The organism is Allobosea sp. WAO, from assembly GCF_001509835.1.
Taxonomy (GTDB): Bacteria; Pseudomonadota; Alphaproteobacteria; order Rhizobiales; family Beijerinckiaceae; genus Allobosea.
In genome coordinates this window covers 208,739-228,763 of the sequence record NZ_JXTJ01000006.1, presented here as the reverse complement: position 1 = coordinate 228,763, position 20,025 = coordinate 208,739, and the positions used below count along the sequence as shown (strand labels likewise).

At 67.9% G+C, this 20,025-nt stretch carries 24 protein-coding genes and 1 riboswitch; of the genes, 15 read left to right on the top strand and 9 right to left on the bottom strand.

Going from position 1 to position 20,025, the window contains the following annotated elements; all coding sequences use genetic code 11:
* Positions 1-16: 16 nt before the first annotated feature.
* Positions 17-331 carry an MGMT family protein gene (locus DK26_RS29965; protein ID WP_349236325.1) on the bottom strand — a complete coding sequence of 105 codons (315 nt, stop codon included), beginning with the start codon at positions 329-331 and terminating at the stop codon, positions 17-19.
* A gap of 21 nt (positions 332-352) precedes the next feature.
* Between DK26_RS29965 and DK26_RS29960 the strand changes: the two genes are divergently transcribed.
* A complete protein-coding gene (locus DK26_RS29960; RefSeq protein WP_349236324.1) occupies positions 353-685 on the top strand; it encodes a hypothetical protein in 333 nt (110 codons plus the stop codon).
* Between the two features lie 28 nt (positions 686-713).
* On the opposite strand, the gene msrP is transcribed toward DK26_RS29960, so the two are convergent.
* Complete coding sequence (gene msrP / locus DK26_RS10150) at positions 714-1,670, bottom strand: protein-methionine-sulfoxide reductase catalytic subunit MsrP (RefSeq protein WP_066471366.1); 957 nt, start codon at positions 1,668-1,670, stop codon at positions 714-716.
* A 336-nt stretch (positions 1,671-2,006) separates the two neighbouring features.
* On the opposite strand from msrP, the gene DK26_RS10145 reads away from it, so the two are divergent.
* The gene (locus DK26_RS10145) at positions 2,007-3,116 is read left to right on the top strand and encodes a branched-chain amino acid ABC transporter substrate-binding protein (RefSeq protein ID WP_066471363.1); all 1,110 of its coding nucleotides are present in this window, start codon (positions 2,007-2,009) and stop codon (positions 3,114-3,116) included.
* 95 nt (positions 3,117-3,211) lie between these two features.
* On the opposite strand, the gene leuB is transcribed toward DK26_RS10145, so the two are convergent.
* Positions 3,212-4,321 carry a 3-isopropylmalate dehydrogenase gene (leuB, locus tag DK26_RS10140; RefSeq protein WP_066471359.1) on the bottom strand — a complete coding sequence of 370 codons (1,110 nt, stop codon included), beginning with the start codon at positions 4,319-4,321 and terminating at the stop codon, positions 3,212-3,214.
* A 120-nt stretch (positions 4,322-4,441) separates the two neighbouring features.
* A riboswitch (TPP riboswitch) is annotated at positions 4,442-4,553 on the top strand.
* Positions 4,554-4,610: 57 nt separating this feature from the next.
* Between leuB and thiB the strand changes: the two genes are divergently transcribed.
* From thiB to DK26_RS10125, 3 genes are read left to right on the top strand one after another with little or no spacing between them, the layout of a single operon-like run.
* On the top strand, positions 4,611-5,630 hold the full coding sequence (gene thiB / locus DK26_RS10135) for a thiamine ABC transporter substrate binding subunit (protein WP_066471356.1): 1,020 nt from the start codon (positions 4,611-4,613) through the stop codon (positions 5,628-5,630).
* 4 nt (positions 5,631-5,634) lie between these two features.
* Positions 5,635-7,170 carry an ABC transporter permease subunit gene (locus tag DK26_RS10130; protein ID WP_066471354.1) on the top strand — a complete coding sequence of 512 codons (1,536 nt, stop codon included), beginning with the start codon at positions 5,635-5,637 and terminating at the stop codon, positions 7,168-7,170.
* Positions 7,163-7,861, top strand: coding sequence for an ATP-binding cassette domain-containing protein (locus DK26_RS10125; protein WP_066471352.1), 699 nt, complete (start codon positions 7,163-7,165; stop codon positions 7,859-7,861). The genes DK26_RS10130 and DK26_RS10125 overlap by 8 nt, the downstream gene beginning before the upstream one ends.
* A 6-nt stretch (positions 7,862-7,867) precedes the next feature.
* Here the strand turns inward: DK26_RS10125 and DK26_RS10120 are convergent, their stop codons facing one another.
* Positions 7,868-9,046, bottom strand: coding sequence for a lytic murein transglycosylase (locus DK26_RS10120; protein WP_066471350.1), 1,179 nt, complete (start codon positions 9,044-9,046; stop codon positions 7,868-7,870).
* Positions 9,047-9,211: 165 nt separating this feature from the next.
* Between DK26_RS10120 and DK26_RS10115 the strand changes: the two genes are divergently transcribed.
* From DK26_RS10115 to DK26_RS10100, 4 genes are read left to right on the top strand one after another with little or no spacing between them, the layout of a single operon-like run.
* Complete coding sequence (locus DK26_RS10115; protein WP_083533122.1) at positions 9,212-9,472, top strand: SemiSWEET transporter; 261 nt, start codon at positions 9,212-9,214, stop codon at positions 9,470-9,472.
* Positions 9,473-9,527: 55 nt separating this feature from the next.
* The gene (locus tag DK26_RS10110; RefSeq protein ID WP_066471346.1) at positions 9,528-9,884 is read left to right on the top strand and encodes a DMT family protein; all 357 of its coding nucleotides are present in this window, start codon (positions 9,528-9,530) and stop codon (positions 9,882-9,884) included.
* Positions 9,885-9,889: 5 nt separating this feature from the next.
* Entirely contained in the window at positions 9,890-10,651 is a 762-nt protein-coding gene (locus DK26_RS10105) for a class I SAM-dependent methyltransferase (protein WP_066471345.1), read from the top strand.
* Between the two features lie 28 nt (positions 10,652-10,679).
* Positions 10,680-10,982 (top strand): hypothetical protein, encoded by a 303-nt coding sequence (locus DK26_RS10100; protein ID WP_066471342.1) that lies wholly within the window; start codon positions 10,680-10,682, stop codon positions 10,980-10,982.
* Between the two features lie 3 nt (positions 10,983-10,985).
* On the opposite strand, the gene DK26_RS10095 is transcribed toward DK26_RS10100, so the two are convergent.
* The 4 genes from DK26_RS10095 to DK26_RS10080 all read right to left on the bottom strand — a co-directional run bounded on the left by DK26_RS10095 (position 10,986) and on the right by DK26_RS10080 (position 15,785).
* Complete coding sequence (locus tag DK26_RS10095; RefSeq protein ID WP_066471339.1) at positions 10,986-12,107, bottom strand: PQQ-dependent sugar dehydrogenase; 1,122 nt, start codon at positions 12,105-12,107, stop codon at positions 10,986-10,988.
* Positions 12,108-12,298: 191 nt separating this feature from the next.
* Entirely contained in the window at positions 12,299-13,240 is a 942-nt protein-coding gene (locus DK26_RS10090) for a phosphatase PAP2 family protein (protein WP_066471337.1), read from the bottom strand.
* 114 nt (positions 13,241-13,354) lie between these two features.
* Positions 13,355-14,656, bottom strand: a complete 1,302-nt coding sequence (locus DK26_RS10085) for a Gfo/Idh/MocA family oxidoreductase (RefSeq protein WP_066471335.1) — start codon at positions 14,654-14,656, stop codon at positions 13,355-13,357.
* 154 nt (positions 14,657-14,810) lie between these two features.
* The gene (locus DK26_RS10080; RefSeq protein WP_066471334.1) at positions 14,811-15,785 is read right to left on the bottom strand and encodes a tripartite tricarboxylate transporter substrate binding protein; all 975 of its coding nucleotides are present in this window, start codon (positions 15,783-15,785) and stop codon (positions 14,811-14,813) included.
* A 138-nt stretch (positions 15,786-15,923) separates the two neighbouring features.
* Here DK26_RS10080 and DK26_RS10075 point away from each other — a divergent pair, with 138 nt between their 5' ends.
* Positions 15,924-16,736 (top strand): crotonase/enoyl-CoA hydratase family protein, encoded by an 813-nt coding sequence (locus DK26_RS10075; protein ID WP_066471332.1) that lies wholly within the window; start codon positions 15,924-15,926, stop codon positions 16,734-16,736.
* Here DK26_RS10075 and DK26_RS10070 read toward each other — a convergent pair.
* A complete protein-coding gene (locus DK26_RS10070) occupies positions 16,733-17,212 on the bottom strand; it encodes a YaiI/YqxD family protein (RefSeq protein WP_066471330.1) in 480 nt (159 codons plus the stop codon). The genes DK26_RS10075 and DK26_RS10070 overlap by 4 nt on opposite strands.
* 132 nt (positions 17,213-17,344) lie before the next feature.
* Between DK26_RS10070 and DK26_RS10065 the strand changes: the two genes are divergently transcribed.
* The 5 genes from DK26_RS10065 (at position 17,345) to DK26_RS10045 (ending at position 20,008) form a co-directional block, all read left to right on the top strand.
* Entirely contained in the window at positions 17,345-17,530 is a 186-nt protein-coding gene (locus DK26_RS10065; RefSeq protein ID WP_066471325.1) for a hypothetical protein, read from the top strand.
* Between the two features lie 9 nt (positions 17,531-17,539).
* Entirely contained in the window at positions 17,540-17,770 is a 231-nt protein-coding gene (locus DK26_RS10060; RefSeq protein WP_066471322.1) for a hypothetical protein, read from the top strand.
* 35 nt (positions 17,771-17,805) lie between these two features.
* Entirely contained in the window at positions 17,806-18,009 is a 204-nt protein-coding gene (locus tag DK26_RS10055; protein ID WP_066471319.1) for a hypothetical protein, read from the top strand.
* Positions 18,010-18,152: 143 nt separating this feature from the next.
* Positions 18,153-19,355, top strand: coding sequence for a pyridoxal phosphate-dependent aminotransferase (locus DK26_RS10050; RefSeq protein WP_066471318.1), 1,203 nt, complete (start codon positions 18,153-18,155; stop codon positions 19,353-19,355).
* Between the two features lie 53 nt (positions 19,356-19,408).
* The gene (locus tag DK26_RS10045) at positions 19,409-20,008 is read left to right on the top strand and encodes a sugar O-acetyltransferase (RefSeq protein WP_066471316.1); all 600 of its coding nucleotides are present in this window, start codon (positions 19,409-19,411) and stop codon (positions 20,006-20,008) included.
* Positions 20,009-20,025: the final 17 nt, after the last annotated feature.

Sequence of the window (20,025 nt, the reverse complement as noted above, 5' to 3'; positions counted from 1 at the left end):
CATGACGCCTTCTTCCCTATCGCCGCCTGGCTTCCAGCGGCAGCGAATCGAACAGCGATGGCTCGGCGCTGGTCCGCGCCTTCTCGATCGTCAAAATCCTGAGCTTGGTCTCGACGCCGCCATCGGCAGAGAAGCCGCCGGTCTTGCCGCCGGCCGCGAGCACCCGATGGCAGGGCACGATGATCGGGATCGGATTCTGGCCTAACGCCACGCCGACGGCGCGCGCGGCACCCGGCTCGCCGATCCGCGCCGCGACCTCGCCATAGGTCAGGGTCTCGCCGGGCGGAATCGCCAGCGTGACGCGATAGACGCGCTGGTTGAACTCAGACATGGCGCTGAGATCGATCGGCAGATGAGCGAGATCGCGCTGCTCGCCGGCCAGCAGGGCGACGATCTCGGCGATAGCTTCCCGCACGAAAGCAACAGGCTCGCCCTCTCCGGCCTCCGGGAAACGGCGGGCCAGGCGCCCGCGGGCCGTGGGCTCGTCATGCTCGGGCAGTTGCGCAGCGATGATCTTCTCGCCCTGCCACACCAGGGCACAGCTGCCTATTGCGGTATCGAAGAGACAGAAGCTTTGCATGATGAGAAGCTAACGCAGCCGAAGGCGCTAAGGCACCCGATTTCTGCCGCCTCTCTTCTTGCGGCCATCCCCAACAAGCGGCCAAGCCGCACCGGTCCGGGATGACACGCTGGGTGAAAAGAAAAATCCCAGCTCAGGCCCAGAGCCGTTCCTTCTCCAGCCCCTTGTAGAGATCGGCGACCTGCTCGCCATAACCGTTGAACAGCAGCGTCGGCCGCCGCTCGCGCGAGCCCAGCACCTGCTCGCTCGCCTGGCTCCAGCGCGGATGCGAAACCTCGGGGTTCACATTGGCCCAGAAGCCGTACTCGGAGGCCTGCAGGCCCTCCCAGAAGGTCTTCGGCCGCTCGACGACGAAGCTGATCTTGTTGATCGATTTGACCGACTTGAAGCCGTACTTCCAGGGAACGATCAGGCGCATAGGCGCGCCGTGCTGGTTCGGCACCGGCTTGCCGTAGATCCCCGTCACCATCAGCGTGAGCTCGTTGGTCGCCTCGGCAATGGTCAGCCCCTCCGTGTAGGGCCAGGGGTACCAGCGCTGCGACTGGCCGGGCGCCATGCGCGGGTTCATGAAGGTCTGCATCTGCACATATTTTGCGCCCGAAAGCGGCCTGGCGAGATCGACCAGCTTCTTCAGCGGGAACCCGGTCCAGGGCACCGCCATCGACCAGGCCTCGACGCAGCGGAAGCGGTAGAGCCGCTCCTCCAGCGGCATCTTCCGGATCAGCTCGTCGATACCGATCTCGAACGGCTTCTCGACCAGCCCGTCGATCGTCACCGTCCAGGGCCGCGTGCCGAGGCGCTTCGCCGAGGCGACGACGTCCTTGGAGGTCCCGAACTCGTAGAAGTTGTTGTAGTTGGCCGCGAGCCCTTCCTCGGTCACCGGCCGGTCGAGCGTATAGGCCTCGTTCCGCTTGGCCGGGTAGAGATCGAGCGTCGGCTCGGGGCCCTGGGCGGAGGCCAGCTCCGGCAGGGCGGCACCGGCGATCAGCCCGGCGCCCGCGGCGATGAAGCGGCGACGATCCATGAAGACCGCCTCGGACGTGGCCTCGCTCTCGGGAATTTCCCAGCTGGGGCGGCTCTTGATCAGCATCGGACGACGAACTCCGGTTATCCGGCGGCAGCTAGTCCACAGAGCGGACCGACGCGCAATTCACGAGCGGGAGAGGACCAGCGGCGCTCTGTCGCGCCTATGGAGTGCCCTCCTGGACGCCCGTCGTCTCCTTTGCATCGCGTTCATGCCACCACGCGCGACTCCGGCAGTGCCCGGATCGCGGGCACATGCTAGAAATTCCGGCAGTGATCGGGATAGTCGGCTCCGCCCGGTAGAGAGTTCGAGCCCTTCGAATGAAGGGCTTATCGCGCGCCCCCGATCAGCGCGGCCAGGATCGCGAGCGGAAGCTGCAAGAACGTCGAGGAGACGATTGCGATGAGCAAGTTGAGATTTCTTGTCGGAACGGCTTTCGCCGCCAGCCTGCTTGCCGCAGTGCCGGCCCGCGCCGATATCGTCATCGGCCTGATCGCGCCGCTGACCGGCGCCGTCGCCGCTTATGGCGACCAGGTCCGCAACGGCGCCGAGGCCGCCGTCGAGGCCATCAACAAGAAGGGCGGCATCCTCGGCGAGAAGGTGGTGCTGAAACTCGCCGACGATGCCGGCGATCCCAAGCAGGGTGTTTCCGCCGCCAACCTCCTGGTCGGCGAGAAGGTCAAGTTCGTGGTCGGCCCGGTGACCTCCGGCGTCGCCATGGCGGCTTCCGACGTCCTCGCCGAGCACGGCACCTTGATGGTGACGCCGACTGCGACCGCCCCGGCCCTCACCAGCCGTGGCCTGAGCAATGTCCTGCGCACCTGCGGCCGCGACGACCAGCAGGCCGAAGTCGCCGCGAAATACGTGCTGAAGAACCTGAAGGACAAGCGGATCGCCGTGCTCCACGACAAGGGCACCTATGGCAAGGGCCTCGCCGACGCCTTCAAGAAGGGCATCAATGACGGCGGCGTGAAGGAAGCGCTCTACCTGACGCTGACGCCCGGCGAGAAGGACCTGTCGGCCGTCATCACCCGCCTGAAGGCCGCCAACATCGACCTGATCTATTTCGGCGGCTACCACCCCGAAGGCGGCCTGCTCGCCCGCCAGCTCAAGGACGCCGGCATCACCGCCACCATCATCGGCGGCGAGGGCCTGTCCAACACCGAGTTCTGGGCGATCGCCGACCAGTCGGCGGCCGGCTCGCTGTTCACCAACGCGACCGACGCCCAGAAGAGCCCCGATTCGGCCGAGGCCGTGGCGGCGCTGAAGGCGAAGGGCATCCCGGCCGAGGCTTTCACGCTCAACGCCTATGCCGCCGTCGAAGTGCTCAAGGCCGGCATCGAGAAGGTCGGCAAGGCCGACAGCGCCACCGCCGTCGCGACCGCGCTGAAGTCCGGCATGACCGTGCCGACCGCGATCGGCAAGCTGTCCTACGGCAAGAACGGCGACCTCAGCTCCCCGGCCTTCTCCATGTTCAAATGGGAAGGCGGCAAGATCGTCTCCGTCGACTGACGAAAAAGGCCGGTGCGGGAACCTCCCGCACCGGCCGTCATTTTTGGTAGACCTGCGCGGCCCCGACCGGGACCGCGCCCCCAGTCAGAAAGACCTCAGCCGCGCGCTTCGAGCGCCTTGATGATGGCCTCGCCCATCTCGGTGGTCGAGACGGCGTTGGCGCCGGGCGCAGCGATGTCCTTGGTGCGGGTGCCGGCACCCAGCACGTCGGCGATCGCGCCTTCGAGCCGGTCGGCAGCTTCGCCGGCACCGAACGAATAACGCAGCGCCATGGCGAAAGAGCCGATCATCGCGATCGGGTTGGCGAGCCCCTTGCCGGCGATGTCGGGCGCCGAGCCGTGGACGGGCTCGTACAGCGCCTTGCGCTTGCCGGTCGCCGGATCCTCGGCGCCGAGCGAGGCCGAAGGCAGCATGCCGAGCGAGCCGGTCAGCATCGCCGCGACGTCGGAGAGGATATCGCCGAACAGGTTGTCGCAGACCACGACGTCGTACTGCTTCGGCCAGCGCACCAGCTGCATCGCGCAGTTGTCGGCGAGCACATGCTCGAGCTCGACATCCTTGTACTCGGCCGCGTGCAGCGCGGTGACCGTCTGCTTCCAGAGCACGCCGGTCTTCATGACGTTGTGCTTCTCGGCCGAGGAGACCTTGTTGCGGCGGGTGCGCGCCAGCTCGAAGGCCACGCGCGCAATGCGCTCGATCTCACCGGTGGTGTAGAGCTGGGTGTCGACGCCGCGCTTCTGGCCGTCCTCGAGCGTCACGATCTCCTTCGGCTCGCCGAAATAGACGCCGCCGGTGAGCTCGCGCACGATCAGAATGTCGAGGCCCTCGACGACTTCCGGCTTCAGCGAGGAGGCCGAGGCCAGCGCCGGATAGCAGATCGCCGGGCGCAGATTGGCGAACAGGCCGAGATCCTTGCGCAGACGCAGCAGGCCGGCCTCGGGGCGGTGCTGATAGGGGACATCGGCCCATTTCGGCCCGCCGACCGCGCCGAACAGCACGGCGTCTGCGTCCTGGGCGAGCTTCATGTCGCCTTCCGAGATCGCCGCCTTGTGGGCGTCATAGGCCGAGCCGCCGACGAGGCCGCGCTCGAGCGAGAAGGAAGCGAGGCCCTGCTTCTCGAACCAGGAGACGATCTTCTCGACCTGGCCCATCACCTCGGGGCCGATGCCGTCGCCGGGCAGAAGCAGGAGCTTGTGGTTCGCCATGGTCGCCTCTCGGAATGCTGTTCTCTCAGGGCCTTCGCGCCCCTGCGCGCTGGTTACGGGCGGATCGCCCGCGAAGCAAGCCGCAGGCTGGACTTGGGCGCAGCGGGGGCCTATCCGTGACGGGCCTCAACGGGGTGCCCGGCAACCGGGCTGAGAGGGGCGCATAACGGCGCCACGACCCGTAGAACCTGATCCGGGTCGTGCCGGCGGAGGGATTGAGCATCGACGCCCGCAGCGGGCGACGCAAAGCCCTCCCCGTCAGAACCCCAACGAAGCATGCGGGGACGTCATGACTGGTCTGAGCGGCAGAACGGGCCTAATCGCCGGAATCCTGGCGGCACTGCTCTTTGGAGCGCCGGCCTGGGCGCAGGAGAAGCCGGCGCTGAGCGTCTACACCTACTCCTCCTTCACCGGGAAATACGGGCCCGGCGCCAAGGTGAAGGCCGCCTTCGAGGCGCAATGCGACTGCACGCTGAACTGGGTTGCCGCCGACGATGCCGGCTCGCTGCTCGCCCGGCTGAAGCTGGAAGGTGAGACGAGCAAGGCCGATGTCGTGCTCGGCCTCGACATGAACCTCGCCGCCGAGGCGAAAGCGACCGGCCTGTTCCAGCCGCATGGCCAGGATGGCGCGACGCTCACCCTGCCGACGCCCTGGACCGACGACACCCTCCTGCCCTTCGACTGGGGCCACCTCGCCTTCGTCTATGATTCCACCAGGCTGGCGACGCCGCCGCAGAGCCTGAAGCAGCTCGTCGACGACCCCAAGGGCCCGAAGCTCGTGCTGCAGGACCCGCGCACCTCGGCGCCCGGCCTCGGCTTCCTGCTCTGGATGCGCGCCGTCTATGGCGACGAAGCCGACGCCGCCTGGGCGAGGCTGAAGCCGCGCATCGTCACCTTCACCAAGGGCTGGTCGGAGGCCTATGGCCTGTTCCTCAAGGGCGAGGCCGACATGGTGCTCTCCTACGCGACCTCGCCGGCCTATCATCTCGGCATCGAGAAGAAGACGCAGTACAAGGCCGCACCCTTCTCGGAAGGACACTACCTCCATGTCGAGCTCGCCGGCATGACCCGGGCAACGAAACAGCCGGAACTCGCGAAGCGCTTCCTCGCCTTCATGCTCTCCGACGCCTTCCAGTCGCTGATCCCGGAGGGCAACTGGATGATGCCGGCGAAGCTGCCGGCAACCGGCCTGCCGGCCTCCTTCGCCGAGGTGATCAAGCCGGAGAAGACCCTGCTGATCGCGCCCGAGACGGTCCGCAGCCAGCGCCGGGCCTTCATCGACGCCTGGCTCGCCGCGACGAGCCGCTGAGACCTTGCTTCGGCCGGCCACGCTCACCGCGCTCGCGATCCTCGCCCTCGCCTGCGGCTCGCTCATCGGCCTGGCGCGGGCCGGCTCCGACTTTGCGTCCCTGCTCACGCTCGGCCCCAATCTTGCGCGCCTGCTCGCCTCGGCCGGGCTGCAGGCGGCACTCTCGACCCTGCTTTCGCTCGCGCTCGGCACCGCGCTTGCGCTCGCTTTGCTGCGCCGCCGCTTTCCCGGCCGCGACCTGCTGCTCGCTTTGCTCACCACCGCCGCGGTCGCACCGACCATCGTCATCGCCTTCGGCGTGGTCGCGATCTATGGCCGCTCGGGCCTGCTCGGCTCAGCTATGCGGAGCATCGGCGCCGAACCACCCTCGATTTACGGGCTGCACGGCATCGTCCTCGCCCATGTCTTGATGAACATGCCGCTGGTCGCTCGCGCGCTTCTCCACGCCTGCGAGCGCGAGCCCGGCGAATTGTCGCGCCTCGGCACGGCACTCGGCTTTTCCGCAAAGGACTGCTTCCGCCATCTCGACTGGCCGGTGATCCGGCGCGAGGCGCCTGCGCTCGCTGTCCTCGTCTTCCTGCTCTGCTTCACCAGCTTCGCCATCGTGCTGTCGCTAGGCGGCGGCCCGGCCAATGCGACGCTCGAGGTCGCGATCTACGAAGCCGTGCGCTTCGAGGCGGATTTCGTCCGCGCCGCCGCGCTCGCCGGACTGCAGCTCCTGATCTGCCTCGGCCTCGCCGCCAGCCTCAGCGCGCTGACGCCGAGGGCCCGCGCCGAAGCCGGCGCCGGACACCGCGCTCCGCGGCCCGATCTTCGCAGCATGCAGGGCCTTGATGTCGGCGTGCTCGCCCTCGGCACGGCACTGGTCGCGCCGCCATTGCTCAGTGTCGCTGGCGGCCTCATCCATCTGCCGAGCCTCGCCTCGGCGGAGTTCGTCCGCGCCGCCGCAACCAGCGCCGTCATTGCCGTCAGCGCCGGGCTACTCGCCTGTCTGCTCGCTCTGCTGCTGGCCAGCGGCGCGCGCCGGCTGCCACGGCGCTCTCGCCTGCCCGACCTCGCTGCCTTCGCCATGCTCGGCCTGCCGCCCTTCGCCTTCGTCGCCGGGCTCTATGTTCTGCTGCGCGGCCTCGTCGACCCCGCCTCGCTCGGCCTGATCCTGGTGCCGCTGGTCAATGCGCTGATGGCCCTTCCTTACGCCTATCGCCTGCTCGCCCCGGCGCTCGCGACCAGCGCAGAGCGCCATGGCCGATTGGCCGAGAGCCTGGGGCTCGCCGGCCGAAACCGGCTGCGTCTGGTCGAATGGCCGGCGCTGCGCGGCGCGCTCGGCGCCGCCTTCGCCTTCGCGACGGCGCTCTCGCTCGGCGATTTCGGCGTCATCGCCCTGTTCGGCGGCCCGGAACTGACCACCCTGCCCTATCTGCTCGCCAACCGGCTCGGCGCCTATCGTATCGACGAGGCTGGGGCGCTGGCGCTGGTGCTCGTTATCAGCGCGGGCAGCCTCGCCTTCCTCGCCCAGCGCTGGAGCGCGCGTCATGCTTGAGATCGCCGGTCTCGCCTTGCGCTATCCTGGTTTCGAGGCGCGCTATGATCTCGCGGTGCCCGCCGGAGCGCTCTGCGCCGTGATCGGCCCGTCCGGCGGCGGCAAGACGACGCTGCTCCACGCCATCGCCGGCTTCGAGCGGCCGCACTCCGGCACGCTGCGCTTCGCTGGTCAGGATCTGCTGCCGCTGGCCCCGGCGCAGCGGCCGGTCTCGATCCTGTTCCAGGACCACAACCTCTTCCCGCATCTGACTGCGGCCGAAAATGTCGCGCTCGGGCTGAAGCCGTCGCTGCGTCTCGACGACGGCGAAAGGCAGCGCGTCGCGGCGGCACTGGCGGAGGTCAGTCTGACAGAATTTGCTTCACGCCGCCCCGCCGAGCTTTCCGGCGGCCAGCGCCAGCGCGTCGCGCTCGCCCGCGCTTTGCTGCGCGGCAAGCCGCTGATGCTGCTCGACGAACCCTTCGGCGCCCTCGACCCCGGCCTGCGCCGCGAGATGATCGCCCGCGTCGACGCGCTCAGGCGCAGCCACGGCCTGACCGTGCTGATGACGCTGCACACCCCGGAGGAGGCGGCGCAAACCTCCGAGCTCTTCGCCTTCGTAGCCCATGGCCGCGTCGAGGCGGCAGGCCCGTGGGAAAGGCTGACGGCGCCGGACGGTCCGGAGCCGGTCAGGCGCTTCCTCGGCCTTTGAAGCGCGTCAGAGCCGCCCGCCCTTCAGCGCGCGCAAGACCTTTTCGCCCGGCCGACCGGTCTGCTCCATGCCGATCTTGCTCTCGATATCCTTGATCGCCGCCCGCGTCAGCGAGCCGACGGCGCCGTCGGGCTCGCCGACATTGTAGCCGCGCGCGATCAGGAGGCGCTGGAGCTCGCGGCGCTGCTCGCGCGACAGCGGCAGGTCGTCGGTCGGCCAATCGCCCTGCACACCCGGCCGGCCGCGCAGCCGGTCGGAAAGCAGGGAGATGGCGAGGGCATAGGAATCCGCGCCATTATAGCTGAAGGCCGCGTCGTAGTTCTTGAAGACCAGGAAGGCCGGACCGTTGCGCCCCGCCGGCATCAGCAGGCCGGCATTGCCGGTGCCGTTCAGGGCCGAGCCGTCGAACTTGACGATGCCCTGGCCCGCCCAATGCGACACCGGCCGCTTCGGGTTGCGCCCGGTCGCGCCGGAGTAGCTGCGCGGCACGCGGACCTCGTAGCCCCAGGTCGCGCCGGTGACCCAGCCGGCCTTGTCCATGAAATTCGCGGTCGAGTGCAGCGCGTCCGGGATCGAATCGACGAGGTCGCGCCGCCCGTCGCCATCCCCGTCGACGCCGAGCCTGAGATAGGTCGAGGGGATGAACTGGGTATGGCCGAAAGCGCCGGCCCAGGAGCCGGTCAGCCGGTCGGCGCGGACATCGCCGCGCTGGATGATCTGCAGGGTCGAGATCAGCTCGCCCTTGAAGAAAGCATTGCGGCGTGGCGCGAGGCAGGCGCCCGTCGCCAGCGCCTGGACCAGCGGCCAGCGGCCCTTGGCCTTGCCGAAATCGCTCTCGACGCCCCAGACCGCGACGATGGTGTGGCGGTCGACCCCAAAGCGGCTTTCGGCGGCTGCCAGCGTTGAGGCGTGCTGGCGCAGCATGGCCCGGCCTTCGGCGACCTTCTCGTCGTCGACCAGCGTGCCGAGATAATCCCAGATCGGCGTCTTGAACTCCGGCTGGTTGTTCATCGCCTCGATGATCTTCATGTCGGGCGTCACGCCCGCCATGGCCCGGTCGAAGGTCGCGCCGGAGACGCCCTTGGCCGCCGCATCCGAGCGCAGGCCGGCGACGCAGCGGTCGAAATTGGCAAAGGCCGCCGGAGCGGCGAGGACGAAAGGCAAGGCCAGGATCAGAGCGCGCATAGGTCCACCGAATCGCAGGAATGGCACGAAACTAGGGCGCTCCGGTTAAAGGAGGTTAACCATGCGGCCTTTCGCGCCCACGCCATTCTCGCGCCTTGCCTGTCGCGCGCAGGCGCGGCCTGATCTATGCCTGCGCAGACAGCGCGAATCGCCCCCGGACCAGCCATGCAGCCTGCTCTGATCGAGACCCTCGGTTTCGCCGCCGCGACGCTGACGACGCTGTGCTGGCTACCACAGGCTGTCCAGACCATCCGCACTCGGGACACCCGCGCGATCTCGCTCTGGACCCAGGCGATGTTCGCCAGCGGCATCGTGCTCTGGCTGGTCTATGGCCTCCTCATCGCCTCCTGGCCGCTGATCGGCGCGAACGCCATCTCGCTTTGCCTGGTTTCGGTCATACTCGCGATGAAGCTGCGCCACGGCTGAGTCGCGCCAGCACCGCTTCGAGACGCCAGGCCCCGCCCGCCACGGAAAACCCGCCATGCCCGCTATCACGACCGCGCATCTCCTGCCGATTGGCATGCTGATCGGCTCGAACGTCTTCATGACTTTCGCCTGGTACGGGCATCTTTCCTACAAGAGCACGGCGATCTGGCTGGCGATCCTGGCGAGCTGGATGATCGCCCTGCCGGAGTACATGCTCGCCGTGCCGGCGAACCGCATCGGCCACGGCGTCTATTCGGCCGCCGAGCTGAAGACGATCCAGGAGGTCGTCACGCTCTGCGTCTTCGCGCTGTTCTCGGTGTTCTGGCTCAAGGAGCAGCTCACCTGGAACCACGCCATCGGCTTCGCGCTGATCGCAGCCGGGGCCTTCTTCATCTTCCACGCCAAGGCCTGAGCGCGATGGCTCCCGTCCCGCAATCCGGCCACCCCGCCGTCGAGGCCTATCTTAACGACGGCTATGAGCGCGTCGTCGGTATGTCCTCGCGCTTTGCCGCCGCGATCTGCGCGCGGCTGCTGCGATTGCAGACCGAGGAAGGCGTCGCCGGGCCGATCGCCGAGATCGGCGCCTTCGAGGGCCGCTTCTTCATCGCCCTGGCACATGCGCTCGAGCCCGGCGAGATCGCCCTCGGCATCGACATCTTCGAATGGCCGAACCCTGAGGTGAAGGACCGTTTCGAGGCCAATTGCCTGAAATACGGCATCGCGCCCGAGCGCCGCGTCACCATCAAGGGCGATGCCGGCGCCATGACGCCGGCCGAGCTACTGGCCCATGCCCGCGGCGAAAAACTGCGCTTCATCCATGTCGACGGCGAGCATTCGCGTGCCGCGCTGTCGAAGGACCTGGCGCTCGCCACCGCCTGCCTTTCGGAGGGCGGGCTGATCGTGCTCGACGACATGCTTCATCCCGGCTACCCGACGCTGATGGTCGCCGTGCAGGACTATCTCGAAGCCAATCCCGGTATCGTTCCCCTGTGCATCATCGACCGCGAGACCATTGTCGGCGCGACCAAGTTCGTGCTTTGCCAGCGCGACTGGTTCGAACGCTACCAGGCGGCACTGCTCGAGATCTTCAAGGAGCAGATCTGGCCGCTCGGTGCCGATTTCGAGCCGCATTGGTGCCTGGTCCTGTCGCTCGACACCAGGCTCGCCGAGATCACCTGACCATCCACATCGATCAAGGGCTACCAAGATGAAGAAACTGGCATTGATCGCCAGCGCGCTGACTGTCGCCGCCGCCCCTGCTCTTGCCGGGCCGACCTGCTCGCCGAGCGACGAGCGCGCCCGCATCCTCGCCTCGGCCTCACCGGCCAACATCCATCGCGACTGGAAGGCACCGAACCATGTCGGCTATGGCTGGTCGCTGCAGGTCGATCGCAGCGTGCGCGATGCCGCCGGCACGGAATACTATGTCGGCGATCTCTACGACACGCGCGGACAGCTCGCGACCCGCAAGGTCTTCGTCGTCGAGCGCGAATGGGATTGCGGGCCGTGAGGCTCAGCGCGCCGGCCGGACCCTCAGGATCTTGCCCTTGGCATCGTCGCTGAGCAGGTAGAGATAGCCGTCCGGCCCTTGCCGGACGTCGCGGATGCGCTCGCCGATATCTGTCAGCAGCCGCTCCTCGCCGGTGACCCTTTCGCCCTGGGTCGAGACCCGGACCAGCATCTGGCCGGCGAGCGCGCCGACGAAGAGCGAGTTCTTCCAGGCCGGCCAGCGCTCGCCGGTGTAGAATGCGGCGCCCGACGGCGCGATCGACGGATCCCAATAGAACAGTGGCTGCTCCAGCCCGGCCTTGGCCGTGCCCTCGCCGATCCGGAGGCCGGAATAATCGATGCCATAGGTGATCACCGGCCAGCCATAGTTCAGCCCGGCCTTCGGGGTGTTGATCTCGTCGCCGCCGCGCGCGCCGTGCTCGGCCGTCCAGAGTTGGCCGGTCTGCGGATGCAGCGCCGCGCCCTGGACATTGCGGTGGCCGATCGACCAGACTTCCGGCTGCCAGCCCGGCTTCTTCGGATTGCCCTCCGCCGCGCCGCCCTCCGGGCGGATGCGGATGATCTTGCCGATATGGTTCTCCGGGTTCTGCGCCTGGTCACGCTGGCTGTAGCGGTCCCCGGTGGTGACGAAGAGCGCGCCGGTCCGGTCGAACACTAGTCGCGAGCCGAAATGCATGTTGCTGCTGACCGTCGGCATCTGCTGGAAGACAACGCTCGTCCCTTCCAGCGCCGTGCCGGCCGCGTTCAGCCGGCCGCGCGCCACGCTGGTACCGTTGCCGCCGGCCCGTGGCTCCGAAAAGGAGAGGTAGACGAAGCGGTTCTGCGCGAAACCGGGATCGAGCACCACGTCTAGCAGGCCGCCCTGGCCGCGCCCGGTGACATTGGGGACGCCGGAGAGCGGCGGCGAGAGCTTGCCGTCGATCGAAACCAGCCGCAGCCGCCCCGGCCGCTCCGTCACCAGCATGCGGCCATCTGGCAGGAAGGCGAGGCCCCAGGGGTTTTCCAGGCCACTTGCCACCGTCTCGACCAGCAGCTCGCCGGCGCTGGACGGGAAGCGTTGCTGGGCGGAGGCTGCATTCAGCGAAAGCCCGAAGGCGACGACAAGGGTTGAGATGATCCCGCGCATTTCGCCTCCGTAGCCCGGCCTGGCCACCTTACATAGGCAGGCCAGCGAGCCTGACAACAGGGGGAAACGCGGTTTGTCCCTCCGCCGAACGAGAGCACTTCCGCGACTCACGGAATCGCGGAAGCACTCTAATTTGTTGTTTTGTCGCGTTTTCTTCACACGAGCCGGTGCCCGATTCGCTCGAACATGCTCTAGGGGCGCACCGGGACGGCAGCGCCCTGCGCGGGCTCCGGCACCGGCGCCACCCGGCTGGGAAACAGGCAACGGCGCGCCGCGGCATGGCAAAGCAGCGCGAGGCCGAGCCCTGCGAAGACGTCGATGAAATAATGGCCGCCATCGATCGGCGTCGCCGCGATCATCAGCAGGTTGATGATCACGAAAGGCCAGCGCAGAAGGGGATGCGTCCAGCCCGCGAGCAACATCAGCAGGGCGAGCGCGGCGTGATAGGACGGAAAGGTGATGATGCCTTCCGCCCTGGACAGGTCGACGAGAAACGACGCGCCCGAACGCAGCGCCTTGATGTCGGCGACATGCACGAAGGCCGCCCCGGGGTTGAGGTTGGGATAGTCCGCCGGAGTCAGGCCCAGATGAACGAACATCGCCACGGCCGGCATCAGCCCGGATATGGCGATCGACACCAGCGCCGAAAGCATCATGGCGAAGACCATGATCCGGGCCGCGTCTCCCCGCCCGGAGAAGGCCAGCGCAATGACCAGGACGACGATCTGCGGCAGGATGCTGGCATAGGCGAGGCCGAACATCGTTCCGAGCCAGGGTCGGGCGTCGATCGCCTTCAGATAGGCAAGCCAGTCGAGACCTAGGCTGCGGTCGAGCGCATAGAACAAGGCGTCCTGCTCGGGAAAGCTCATCGTCGCCGCCAGATAGGACAGCAGCACGCCCGTGATCATGAAGGCCATGACCTGGCCCATGCAATCCAGCGCATCGGCGAGCTTGGTTTCGGCGCGGAACGCCCGATAATAGCCGGCGAGCAGTGCGCAAGCCACGCCCGCTGCAACCGGGCCGATCAGCGACAGCGGCACGATCGAGACATTGGTGAAGGGCAGCCAGGCGAGGCAGGACAGCAGCACTGCGACGATCAGCGCCCAGCTCGCGATGTTTGCGCGGATGCTCACCCGCCTTCCCCCTCGCCATCAGCCGAGACCCGTCGGCTCGGCCCGTTCTAGGCCGGACCGGCTTAAGGCGCGGTCAATCGCGATGGTTAAAGTCTGCCCTATCTGAGCGCCGTTTCAGGGCAGCGTCGCGAGTTCCCGGCGCAACGCGACGATCTGCGAGGCCTCGTCGAGCACGACGTCGTCCGCCGTCACGACCGCTCCGGCTGCCACGTCGCGCTTCAGCTTGACGTGGTGCGCGAGCCCGATCGGCAGCGCGCCGGCAGCGCGGCTCGCGGCGGCCGACATCAGCTTGCCGTAGACGGTGTAGCCGCCCTCCCCATCCAGCGTCTCGCCGGCCTTGAGCGCGCGCTTGGCGGTAGCGACCGCGTCACCACGCCAGCCGCGCGTCGCGCCGGTCGCCTCGCCGCGCAGGGCCGCATTCAGCACCGAGATCGAGAGCTCGAGCCCGATCAGGTGGAAGGGCTTGTACATCGCCGCATAGAGGCCGGTGGAATCGGTCGGCAGGCCGTATTGCTTGAAGCAGGCGGCGGCATAGGCGTTCGGCGCCTTCAGCACGACATAGACGCCCCAGCGCAGGTCGCGGAAGACCGGCCGTCCGTCGCGCTCCAGCGAGGACACCACCTCGACCATGCCGTCGCGCTCGAGCTGGCCGCCAGCCGCCTTCGGCCGCAGCACATGGGCGAGATCGTCGACGCCGCAGGGCGGGAAGGACAGCCCGTCCTCCGGCACGTCGAGCCCGCAGGCATTGGCGATCGCCGCCATCTCGATCGCCGACTTGGTGCCGTCGAGGAAGGAGTTGAACATTTGCGGGTTCATGCCGGCCGCCTTGGCCGCATCCGGCGTCAACCCGTAATGGCCCCAGACCTCGTCAGGCGTCACCCGGTGATAGGCCGGCAGGTATTTGGTGCCCTTGCCGGCGGCAGCGACGGTGAAGCCGGTCGCGCGCGCCCAGTCGACCATCTCGGAGACCAGCGCCGGCTGGTCGCCATAGGCCATCGAATAGACCACGCCAGCGGCCTTGGCCTTCGCCGCCAGCACCGGGCCGACCAAGACGTCGGCCTCGACATTGACCATGACGACATGCCGACCGGCCGCGATCGCTGCAAGCGCGTGCCGTGCACCGGCGGCCGGATGTCCGGTCGCCTCGATCACCACCTCGACGCCGTCCATTTCGGCCGCGGCAAGCCCGTCATCGACGAAGCGGGTTTGGGCGATGCGGGCCTCGTCCCAGCCGACGGTGCCGCAGGCGTTGCGCGCCCGCTCCGGGTCGAGATCGGCGATCGCCGCCACCTCAAGCCCCTCGATATGCGGCACCTGGGCGAGGAACATCGAGCCGAACTTGCCGGCCCCGATCAGGGCGCAGCGAACGGGGCGGCCGGCCTCGGCACGGGCGGCGAGCTTGGGCATCAGGTTCATCCAGTCCTCCCGAAAACAGCGCAGCCCTCATCCTGAGGAGCCGCGCAACGGCGTCTCGAAGGATGTTCCAGAGCACGCTGGAAACATCCTTCGAGACGCGATCTGCGATCGCTCCTCATGGTGAGGGCTGCGGGTATCAAAGCCTGAAACTAAATCACTCCGGCTTCACGCCGGCTTCCTTGATGATCTTCTCCCAGGTCGCGATCTCCTGGAGATGGTAGGGCTTGAAGGCGGCGGGGTCGCGCACCTTCAGGGTGAAGCCGAGCTTCAGGATCTTCTCGGTGATCTCGGGCTTGGCGATCGCCGCGATCACCGACTGCGAGAGCTTCTCCAGCACCGGCGCCGGCGTCGCCGCGGGTGCGAAGAACGCGGCCCAGCTATCGGCGTCGGCATCGGAGACACCCTGCTCGCGCAGCGTCGGAATGTCCTTGGCGCGCGGGTTGCGCTCAGGGGAAGCCAGCGCCAGGGCCCTGAGATTGCCGGCATTGATCTGCTCGAGCACCGAAGGCAGCGTCGAATTGGCGATATCGATGCGCCCGCCGATGATCTCCTGCACCAGCGGCGCCGCGCCGCGGAACGGCACATGCGTCATCCTGATGCCCGTGCGCTGCATGAACAGCTCCATGGCGAGATGCGAGCCGGAGCCGACGCCTGTCGAGCCGTAGTTCAGCTTGTCGGGGTCAGCCTTGGCGAGCGCGATCAGCTCGGCGATGTTCTTGGCAGGCAGGTCCTTGCGCACCACGAAGGCATGCTCGAAGGCGCCGACGCCGGCGACCGGCGCAAAGTCCTTGACCGCGTCATAGCCCGGCTCCTTCAGCAGGAACATGTTGTTCCCATGCGTCTGGTTGTTGCCGAAGATAAAGGTGTGGCCGTCCGGATCGGCCTTGGCGACGGCGCGCGTGCCGACTGCGCCCGAGGCGCCGGCGCGGTTGTCGACCACGACGTTCTGGCCGATCGTCGTCGACATCTCCTGCGCCACGAAACGGGCGATCGCATCGGTCGGCCCGCCCGCCGGATAGGGCACCACCAGGGTGATCGGCTTCGACGGGAAGCTCTGTGCCCGGGCGATGGCCGGAGCGAAGACGGCGCCGGCGACGAGGCCGAGCGTGGAGCGGCGGGTAAGCGTCATCAAATTCCTCCCGGAAGCCCGATGAAGCCACGGGCGTTGGGCCGAGGATTACGGGCAAAGCACCGATGCGTCCAGCACTGGCGGGCGCAGCGCCGCTACCTGTAGCCTGCGACCGAAGAAGCAAGGGAGGAATGCCGCATGACCGTCCGCATCGAACGCCAGGGCAAGGTCGCGACCGTGATCCACAGCCGCCCCGAGGCGCGCAACGCCATGGACCCGGACAGCGCCGTCGCGTTGACGCAAGTCTTCCAGGAACTCGATGCCGACCCGGCGACGGCGGCGATCGTCTTCTGGGGCGAAGGCGGCGCCTTCTGCGCCGGCTGGGACCTGAAATATGCCCGGGCTTTCACCGATGCCGCGCGCTTCCAGAGCGAGATCGTCGACGACCTCGCCTTTCCCGAGGGCGACGCTCCGGCGCCGCGCGGCCCGATGGGTCCGTCGCGACTGGAGATGAACAAGCCCCTGATCGCCGCCGTCGAGGGACCGGCCGTGGCCGGCGGCATGGAGCTCGCGCTCTGGTGCGATGTCAGGGTGATGGCGCATGACGCCTATTTCGGCGTCTATTGCCGGCGTTGGGGCATCCCGCTGATCGATGGCGGCACGGTCCGCCTGCCGCGCCTCGTCGGCCAGGGCCGGGCGCTTGAGATCATCATGACCGGGCGCAAGGTCGAGGCGCAGGAGGCGCTCCGCATCGGGCTCTGCGAGCAGGTCGTCGGCCGCGGCCAGACCCGCGCCGCCGCCGAGGCGATGGCGCAGCAGATCGCCCGTTTCCCGCAAGGCGCGATGCTCGCCGATCGCAGGAGCGCCATCGCCGGCCATGGTCTGCCGGTTCGCGAGGCGCTGGCACGCGAATGGGCGGGCGGCGTCCAGACCATCGCGACGGAAGGGGCTGCCGGAGCCGGCCGCTTCGCCGCCGGAAAGGGCCGCGGCGGCGATTTCGGGGATATCTAGGCTGCGAACCCCGCCCGCTTCAGGCGCTGGATCGCCAGGTCGAGCGCCTGCAGGAAGGCCGAGCGGTCCTTCGGCGAGAACGGCTTCGGCCCGCCACTGGCTGCCCCCATAGCGCGCAAATCCTCCATCATGTCGCGCGTCGCCAGCGCCATGCCGATCGAGGCCTCGGTGAAGGGCTTGCCGGTCGGGCCGATCACGTCGGCGCCGGCCTTGAGGCAGCGATCGGCGAGCGGGATGTCGGCGGTGACGACGACCGCGCCGCGCGAGACCCGCTCGGCGATCCAGTTATCCGCGGCATCAAACCCGTCGGAGACGATGACGCGCTCGATCCAGGGCTCGCGCGGCACCTGCATGAAGCTGTTTGCGACGACGAACACCTTGAGCCTGTGCCGCTCGGCGACACGGTAGATCTCCGGCTTCACCGGGCAGGCGTCGGCATCGACATAGATCGCGATGGTCTTGGGGCTCTCATCCATGGAGAGGGCCATCGCAGGGACGCAGCGCGCATGCAAGCCGGTCCTTATGCCGGCCTTATGCGCCGCCGCACCTTCCGCATGGCGGCCTTATCGGGGTCGGACCTACATCCAAGGGCCTCAACGGAGGTCGAAATGTCGACTGATACTGCCCTCAGACGCAACGCCCAGCAGCGTCGCGCCCACGCCGTCTACAGCAGCCTCGCCCATAAGCGTCCGGTCATCGGCATCCTCTGCGCCGAGATGGTCGCGCTCGCCGTCCTGACGCTCGCCGTCGCCGGCATCATCGGCCTGCGCGCCTGGCTCGCTCTGCCGAACTGAGACCCCGCCATGCCACGTTCAAAATCTCTTCTGCCGCTCGGCCCGGAAAGCCACCTCTTTCTCGTCGGCCAGTCGAAGCGCGGCTTCTGGGTGGCGCGCGATCTCGAAGGCCGCAGCGAAGGCATCTTCCGCGACCAGAAGGAAGCGATGCGCTTCGCCCTCTACGAGGGCGGGCACGCCAATGCCGTGCTGCTCTCCCCGGCCCCGGTCGAGCCCTCCTTCGGTACAGGCATCCACTGACCCATCCCCGTCATGCCGAGCGAGCAGCGCGCGCTTTGGAGCGCGCGCTGCTCGAGATCTTCCTGGAAGCGGCGGGCGCGCTGATCGACCAGCTCGTCGAGGCCGGCATCCATGATCCCGCCGATATCGCCCGCCGGCTCAATCGCCGAGGCTTTCCCTGCTATGGCCGCCCGCGCTGGAACGCCCTCGCCGTCGCGACGGTGCGGCGCCGACGCCAGCGCCTGGCGGAAGCCGGCTGAGGCAGTCGTCCGGCCGATTGCGGCCCGCCATTCGCGTTGCTTCTGGCCGATATCAAGGAGTTGCGCTTGCGGTACCGGCGCTTGGGTCCTAAACCACGCCCGCGCCTGAAGGCGCGCCCTGCAAGCTCCCGGAGATATGGATCATGGCTTTCCTTGCCGACGCCCTGAAGCGCGTGAAGCCGTCTGCGACCATCGCCATCACGCAGAAGGCGCGCGACCTGAAAGCGCAGGGCAAAGACGTGATCTCGCTCTCCGTCGGCGAGCCCGATTTCGACACACCGGACAATATCAAGGAGGCGGCGATCGCCGCCATCCGCCGCGGCGAGACGAAGTACACGCCGGTCGCCGGCATCCCGCAGTTGCGCGAGGCCGTCGCCGCCAAGTTCAAGCGTGAGAACGGGCTGGACTACAAGCCCGGCCAGACCATCGTCTCGACCGGCGGCAAGCACGTCATCTACAACGCGCTGCTCGCCACCCTGAACCCCGGCGACGAGGTGATCTGCGTCGCGCCCTACTGGGTCAGCTATCCCGACATGGTCCAACTCTGCGGCGGCAAGGCGACCTTCGCCAACACCCGCATCGAGGACAATTTCAAGCTCCAGCCGGAAGAGCTCGAGCGCGCCATCACCCCGAAGACCAAATGGGTGATCATGAACTCACCCTCGAACCCCTCGGGCGCGGCCTACACCTATGACGAGATGAAGAAGCTCACCGACGTGCTGATGCGCCATCCGCATGTCTGGGTGCTCTCGGACGACATGTACGAGCATCTGGTCTATGGCGAGTTCCAGTTCGTCACCCCGGCCCAGGTCGAGCCCGGCCTGTACGAGCGCACGCTCACCATGAACGGCGTCTCGAAGTCCTATGCGATGACCGGCTGGCGCATCGGCTACGCGGCCGGCCCGCAGCAGCTGATCACCGCGATGGACACCGTGCAGGGCCAGCAGACCTCGGGCACCTCGGCGATCTCGCAATGGGCCGCCGTCGAGGCTCTGAACGGGACGCAGGACCATCTGCCGGTGTTCAAGAAGGCGTTCGAGCGTCGTCGCGACCTCGTCGTCTCCATGCTGAACCAGACCCGCGGCCTGAAGTGCCCGGTTCCGGAAGGCGCCTTCTACGTCTATCCCGACTGCTCGGCCCTGATCGGCAAGACCATGCCGAACGGCAAGAAGGTCGAGACCGACGAGGACCTGGTGCTCGGCCTGCTCGAGACGGAAGCCGTCGCCGCCGTGCACGGCTCCTCCTTCGGCCTCGGCCCGAACTTCCGCATCTCCTACGCGACCGCGGACGAGACGCTGGAAGAGGCCTGCCGCCGCATCCAGCGCTTCTGCGCCGAGCTGCGCTGACAGTGAAAGCCGAGGCCGGCGGTCCAGACTGCCGGCCTCGACTCTGCTCCGCGATGAACCTCGAAGAACTGCGCGCCCTGATGCGCTCCGGGCGGATGTACGACGATCTTTCGCCCGAGCTGGTCGCCGCCCGGGCGCGCGCCGTCGGCCTGACCGACGCCTATAACCGCAGTCTCGGCCAGCCGGCCGCCGAACGCGAGACGCTGCTGCGCGCCTTCCTGCGCGAAGTCGGCAAGGGTGCATTTTTCGAGCCGAACTTCCGCTGCGAGTTCGGCTTCAACATCACGATCGGCCGCAACTTCTACGCGAATTTCGACTGCGTCATGCTCGACGGCGCCGAGATCACCATCGGCGACAATGTCCTGCTCGGCCCCCGCGTCGGCATCTATACCGCCAACCATGCGATCGACCCGGCCGAGCGCGTCGCCGGCGGCTGCTATGCCAGGCCGGTCACCATCGGCAACCGGGTCTGGATCGGCGGCGGCGTGCAGATCAACCAGGGCGTCACCATCGGCGACGACAGCATCGTCGGCGCCGGCAGCGTCGTGACGCGCGACATTCCCTCCGGCGTGATCGCGGCGGGCGTGCCCTGCAAGGTGCTGCGCGAGATCACCGAGGCGGACAAGACGGGGTTTCGCACCACGCGCGGCTGAGCGCCGCAGTCGCAGCG

Coding starts and splice junctions, on each gene's coding strand:
- DK26_RS10085 (WP_066471335.1), bottom strand. CDS start 14,656: ATGAACCTGATGCCCAAGCTCGCCGCCCGTGCCGAGGCCGGCCGCCCC.
- DK26_RS10095 (WP_066471339.1), bottom strand. CDS start 12,107: ATGCGCGGGATCATCTCAACCCTTGTCGTCGCCTTCGGGCTTTCGCTG.
- DK26_RS10110 (WP_066471346.1), top strand. CDS start 9,528: ATGCCCGCTATCACGACCGCGCATCTCCTGCCGATTGGCATGCTGATC.
- DK26_RS10045 (WP_066471316.1), top strand. CDS start 19,409: ATGAACCTCGAAGAACTGCGCGCCCTGATGCGCTCCGGGCGGATGTAC.
- DK26_RS10070 (WP_066471330.1), bottom strand. CDS start 17,212: ATGGATGAGAGCCCCAAGACCATCGCGATCTATGTCGATGCCGACGCC.
- DK26_RS10125 (WP_066471352.1), top strand. CDS start 7,163: ATGCTTGAGATCGCCGGTCTCGCCTTGCGCTATCCTGGTTTCGAGGCG.
- DK26_RS10065 (WP_066471325.1), top strand. CDS start 17,345: ATGTCGACTGATACTGCCCTCAGACGCAACGCCCAGCAGCGTCGCGCC.
- DK26_RS10105 (WP_066471345.1), top strand. CDS start 9,890: ATGGCTCCCGTCCCGCAATCCGGCCACCCCGCCGTCGAGGCCTATCTT.
- DK26_RS10080 (WP_066471334.1), bottom strand. CDS start 15,785: ATGACGCTTACCCGCCGCTCCACGCTCGGCCTCGTCGCCGGCGCCGTC.
- DK26_RS29960 (WP_349236324.1), top strand. CDS start 353: ATGAGCGAGATCGCGCTGCTCGCCGGCCAGCAGGGCGACGATCTCGGC.
- DK26_RS10050 (WP_066471318.1), top strand. CDS start 18,153: ATGGCTTTCCTTGCCGACGCCCTGAAGCGCGTGAAGCCGTCTGCGACC.
- DK26_RS10145 (WP_066471363.1), top strand. CDS start 2,007: ATGAGCAAGTTGAGATTTCTTGTCGGAACGGCTTTCGCCGCCAGCCTG.
- DK26_RS10100 (WP_066471342.1), top strand. CDS start 10,680: ATGAAGAAACTGGCATTGATCGCCAGCGCGCTGACTGTCGCCGCCGCC.
- msrP (WP_066471366.1), bottom strand. CDS start 1,670: ATGCTGATCAAGAGCCGCCCCAGCTGGGAAATTCCCGAGAGCGAGGCC.
- leuB (WP_066471359.1), bottom strand. CDS start 4,321: ATGGCGAACCACAAGCTCCTGCTTCTGCCCGGCGACGGCATCGGCCCC.
- DK26_RS10075 (WP_066471332.1), top strand. CDS start 15,924: ATGACCGTCCGCATCGAACGCCAGGGCAAGGTCGCGACCGTGATCCAC.
- DK26_RS29965 (WP_349236325.1), bottom strand. CDS start 331: ATGTCTGAGTTCAACCAGCGCGTCTATCGCGTCACGCTGGCGATTCCG.
- DK26_RS10115 (WP_083533122.1), top strand. CDS start 9,212: ATGCAGCCTGCTCTGATCGAGACCCTCGGTTTCGCCGCCGCGACGCTG.
- DK26_RS10060 (WP_066471322.1), top strand. CDS start 17,540: ATGCCACGTTCAAAATCTCTTCTGCCGCTCGGCCCGGAAAGCCACCTC.
- DK26_RS10120 (WP_066471350.1), bottom strand. CDS start 9,046: ATGCGCGCTCTGATCCTGGCCTTGCCTTTCGTCCTCGCCGCTCCGGCG.
- thiB (WP_066471356.1), top strand. CDS start 4,611: ATGACTGGTCTGAGCGGCAGAACGGGCCTAATCGCCGGAATCCTGGCG.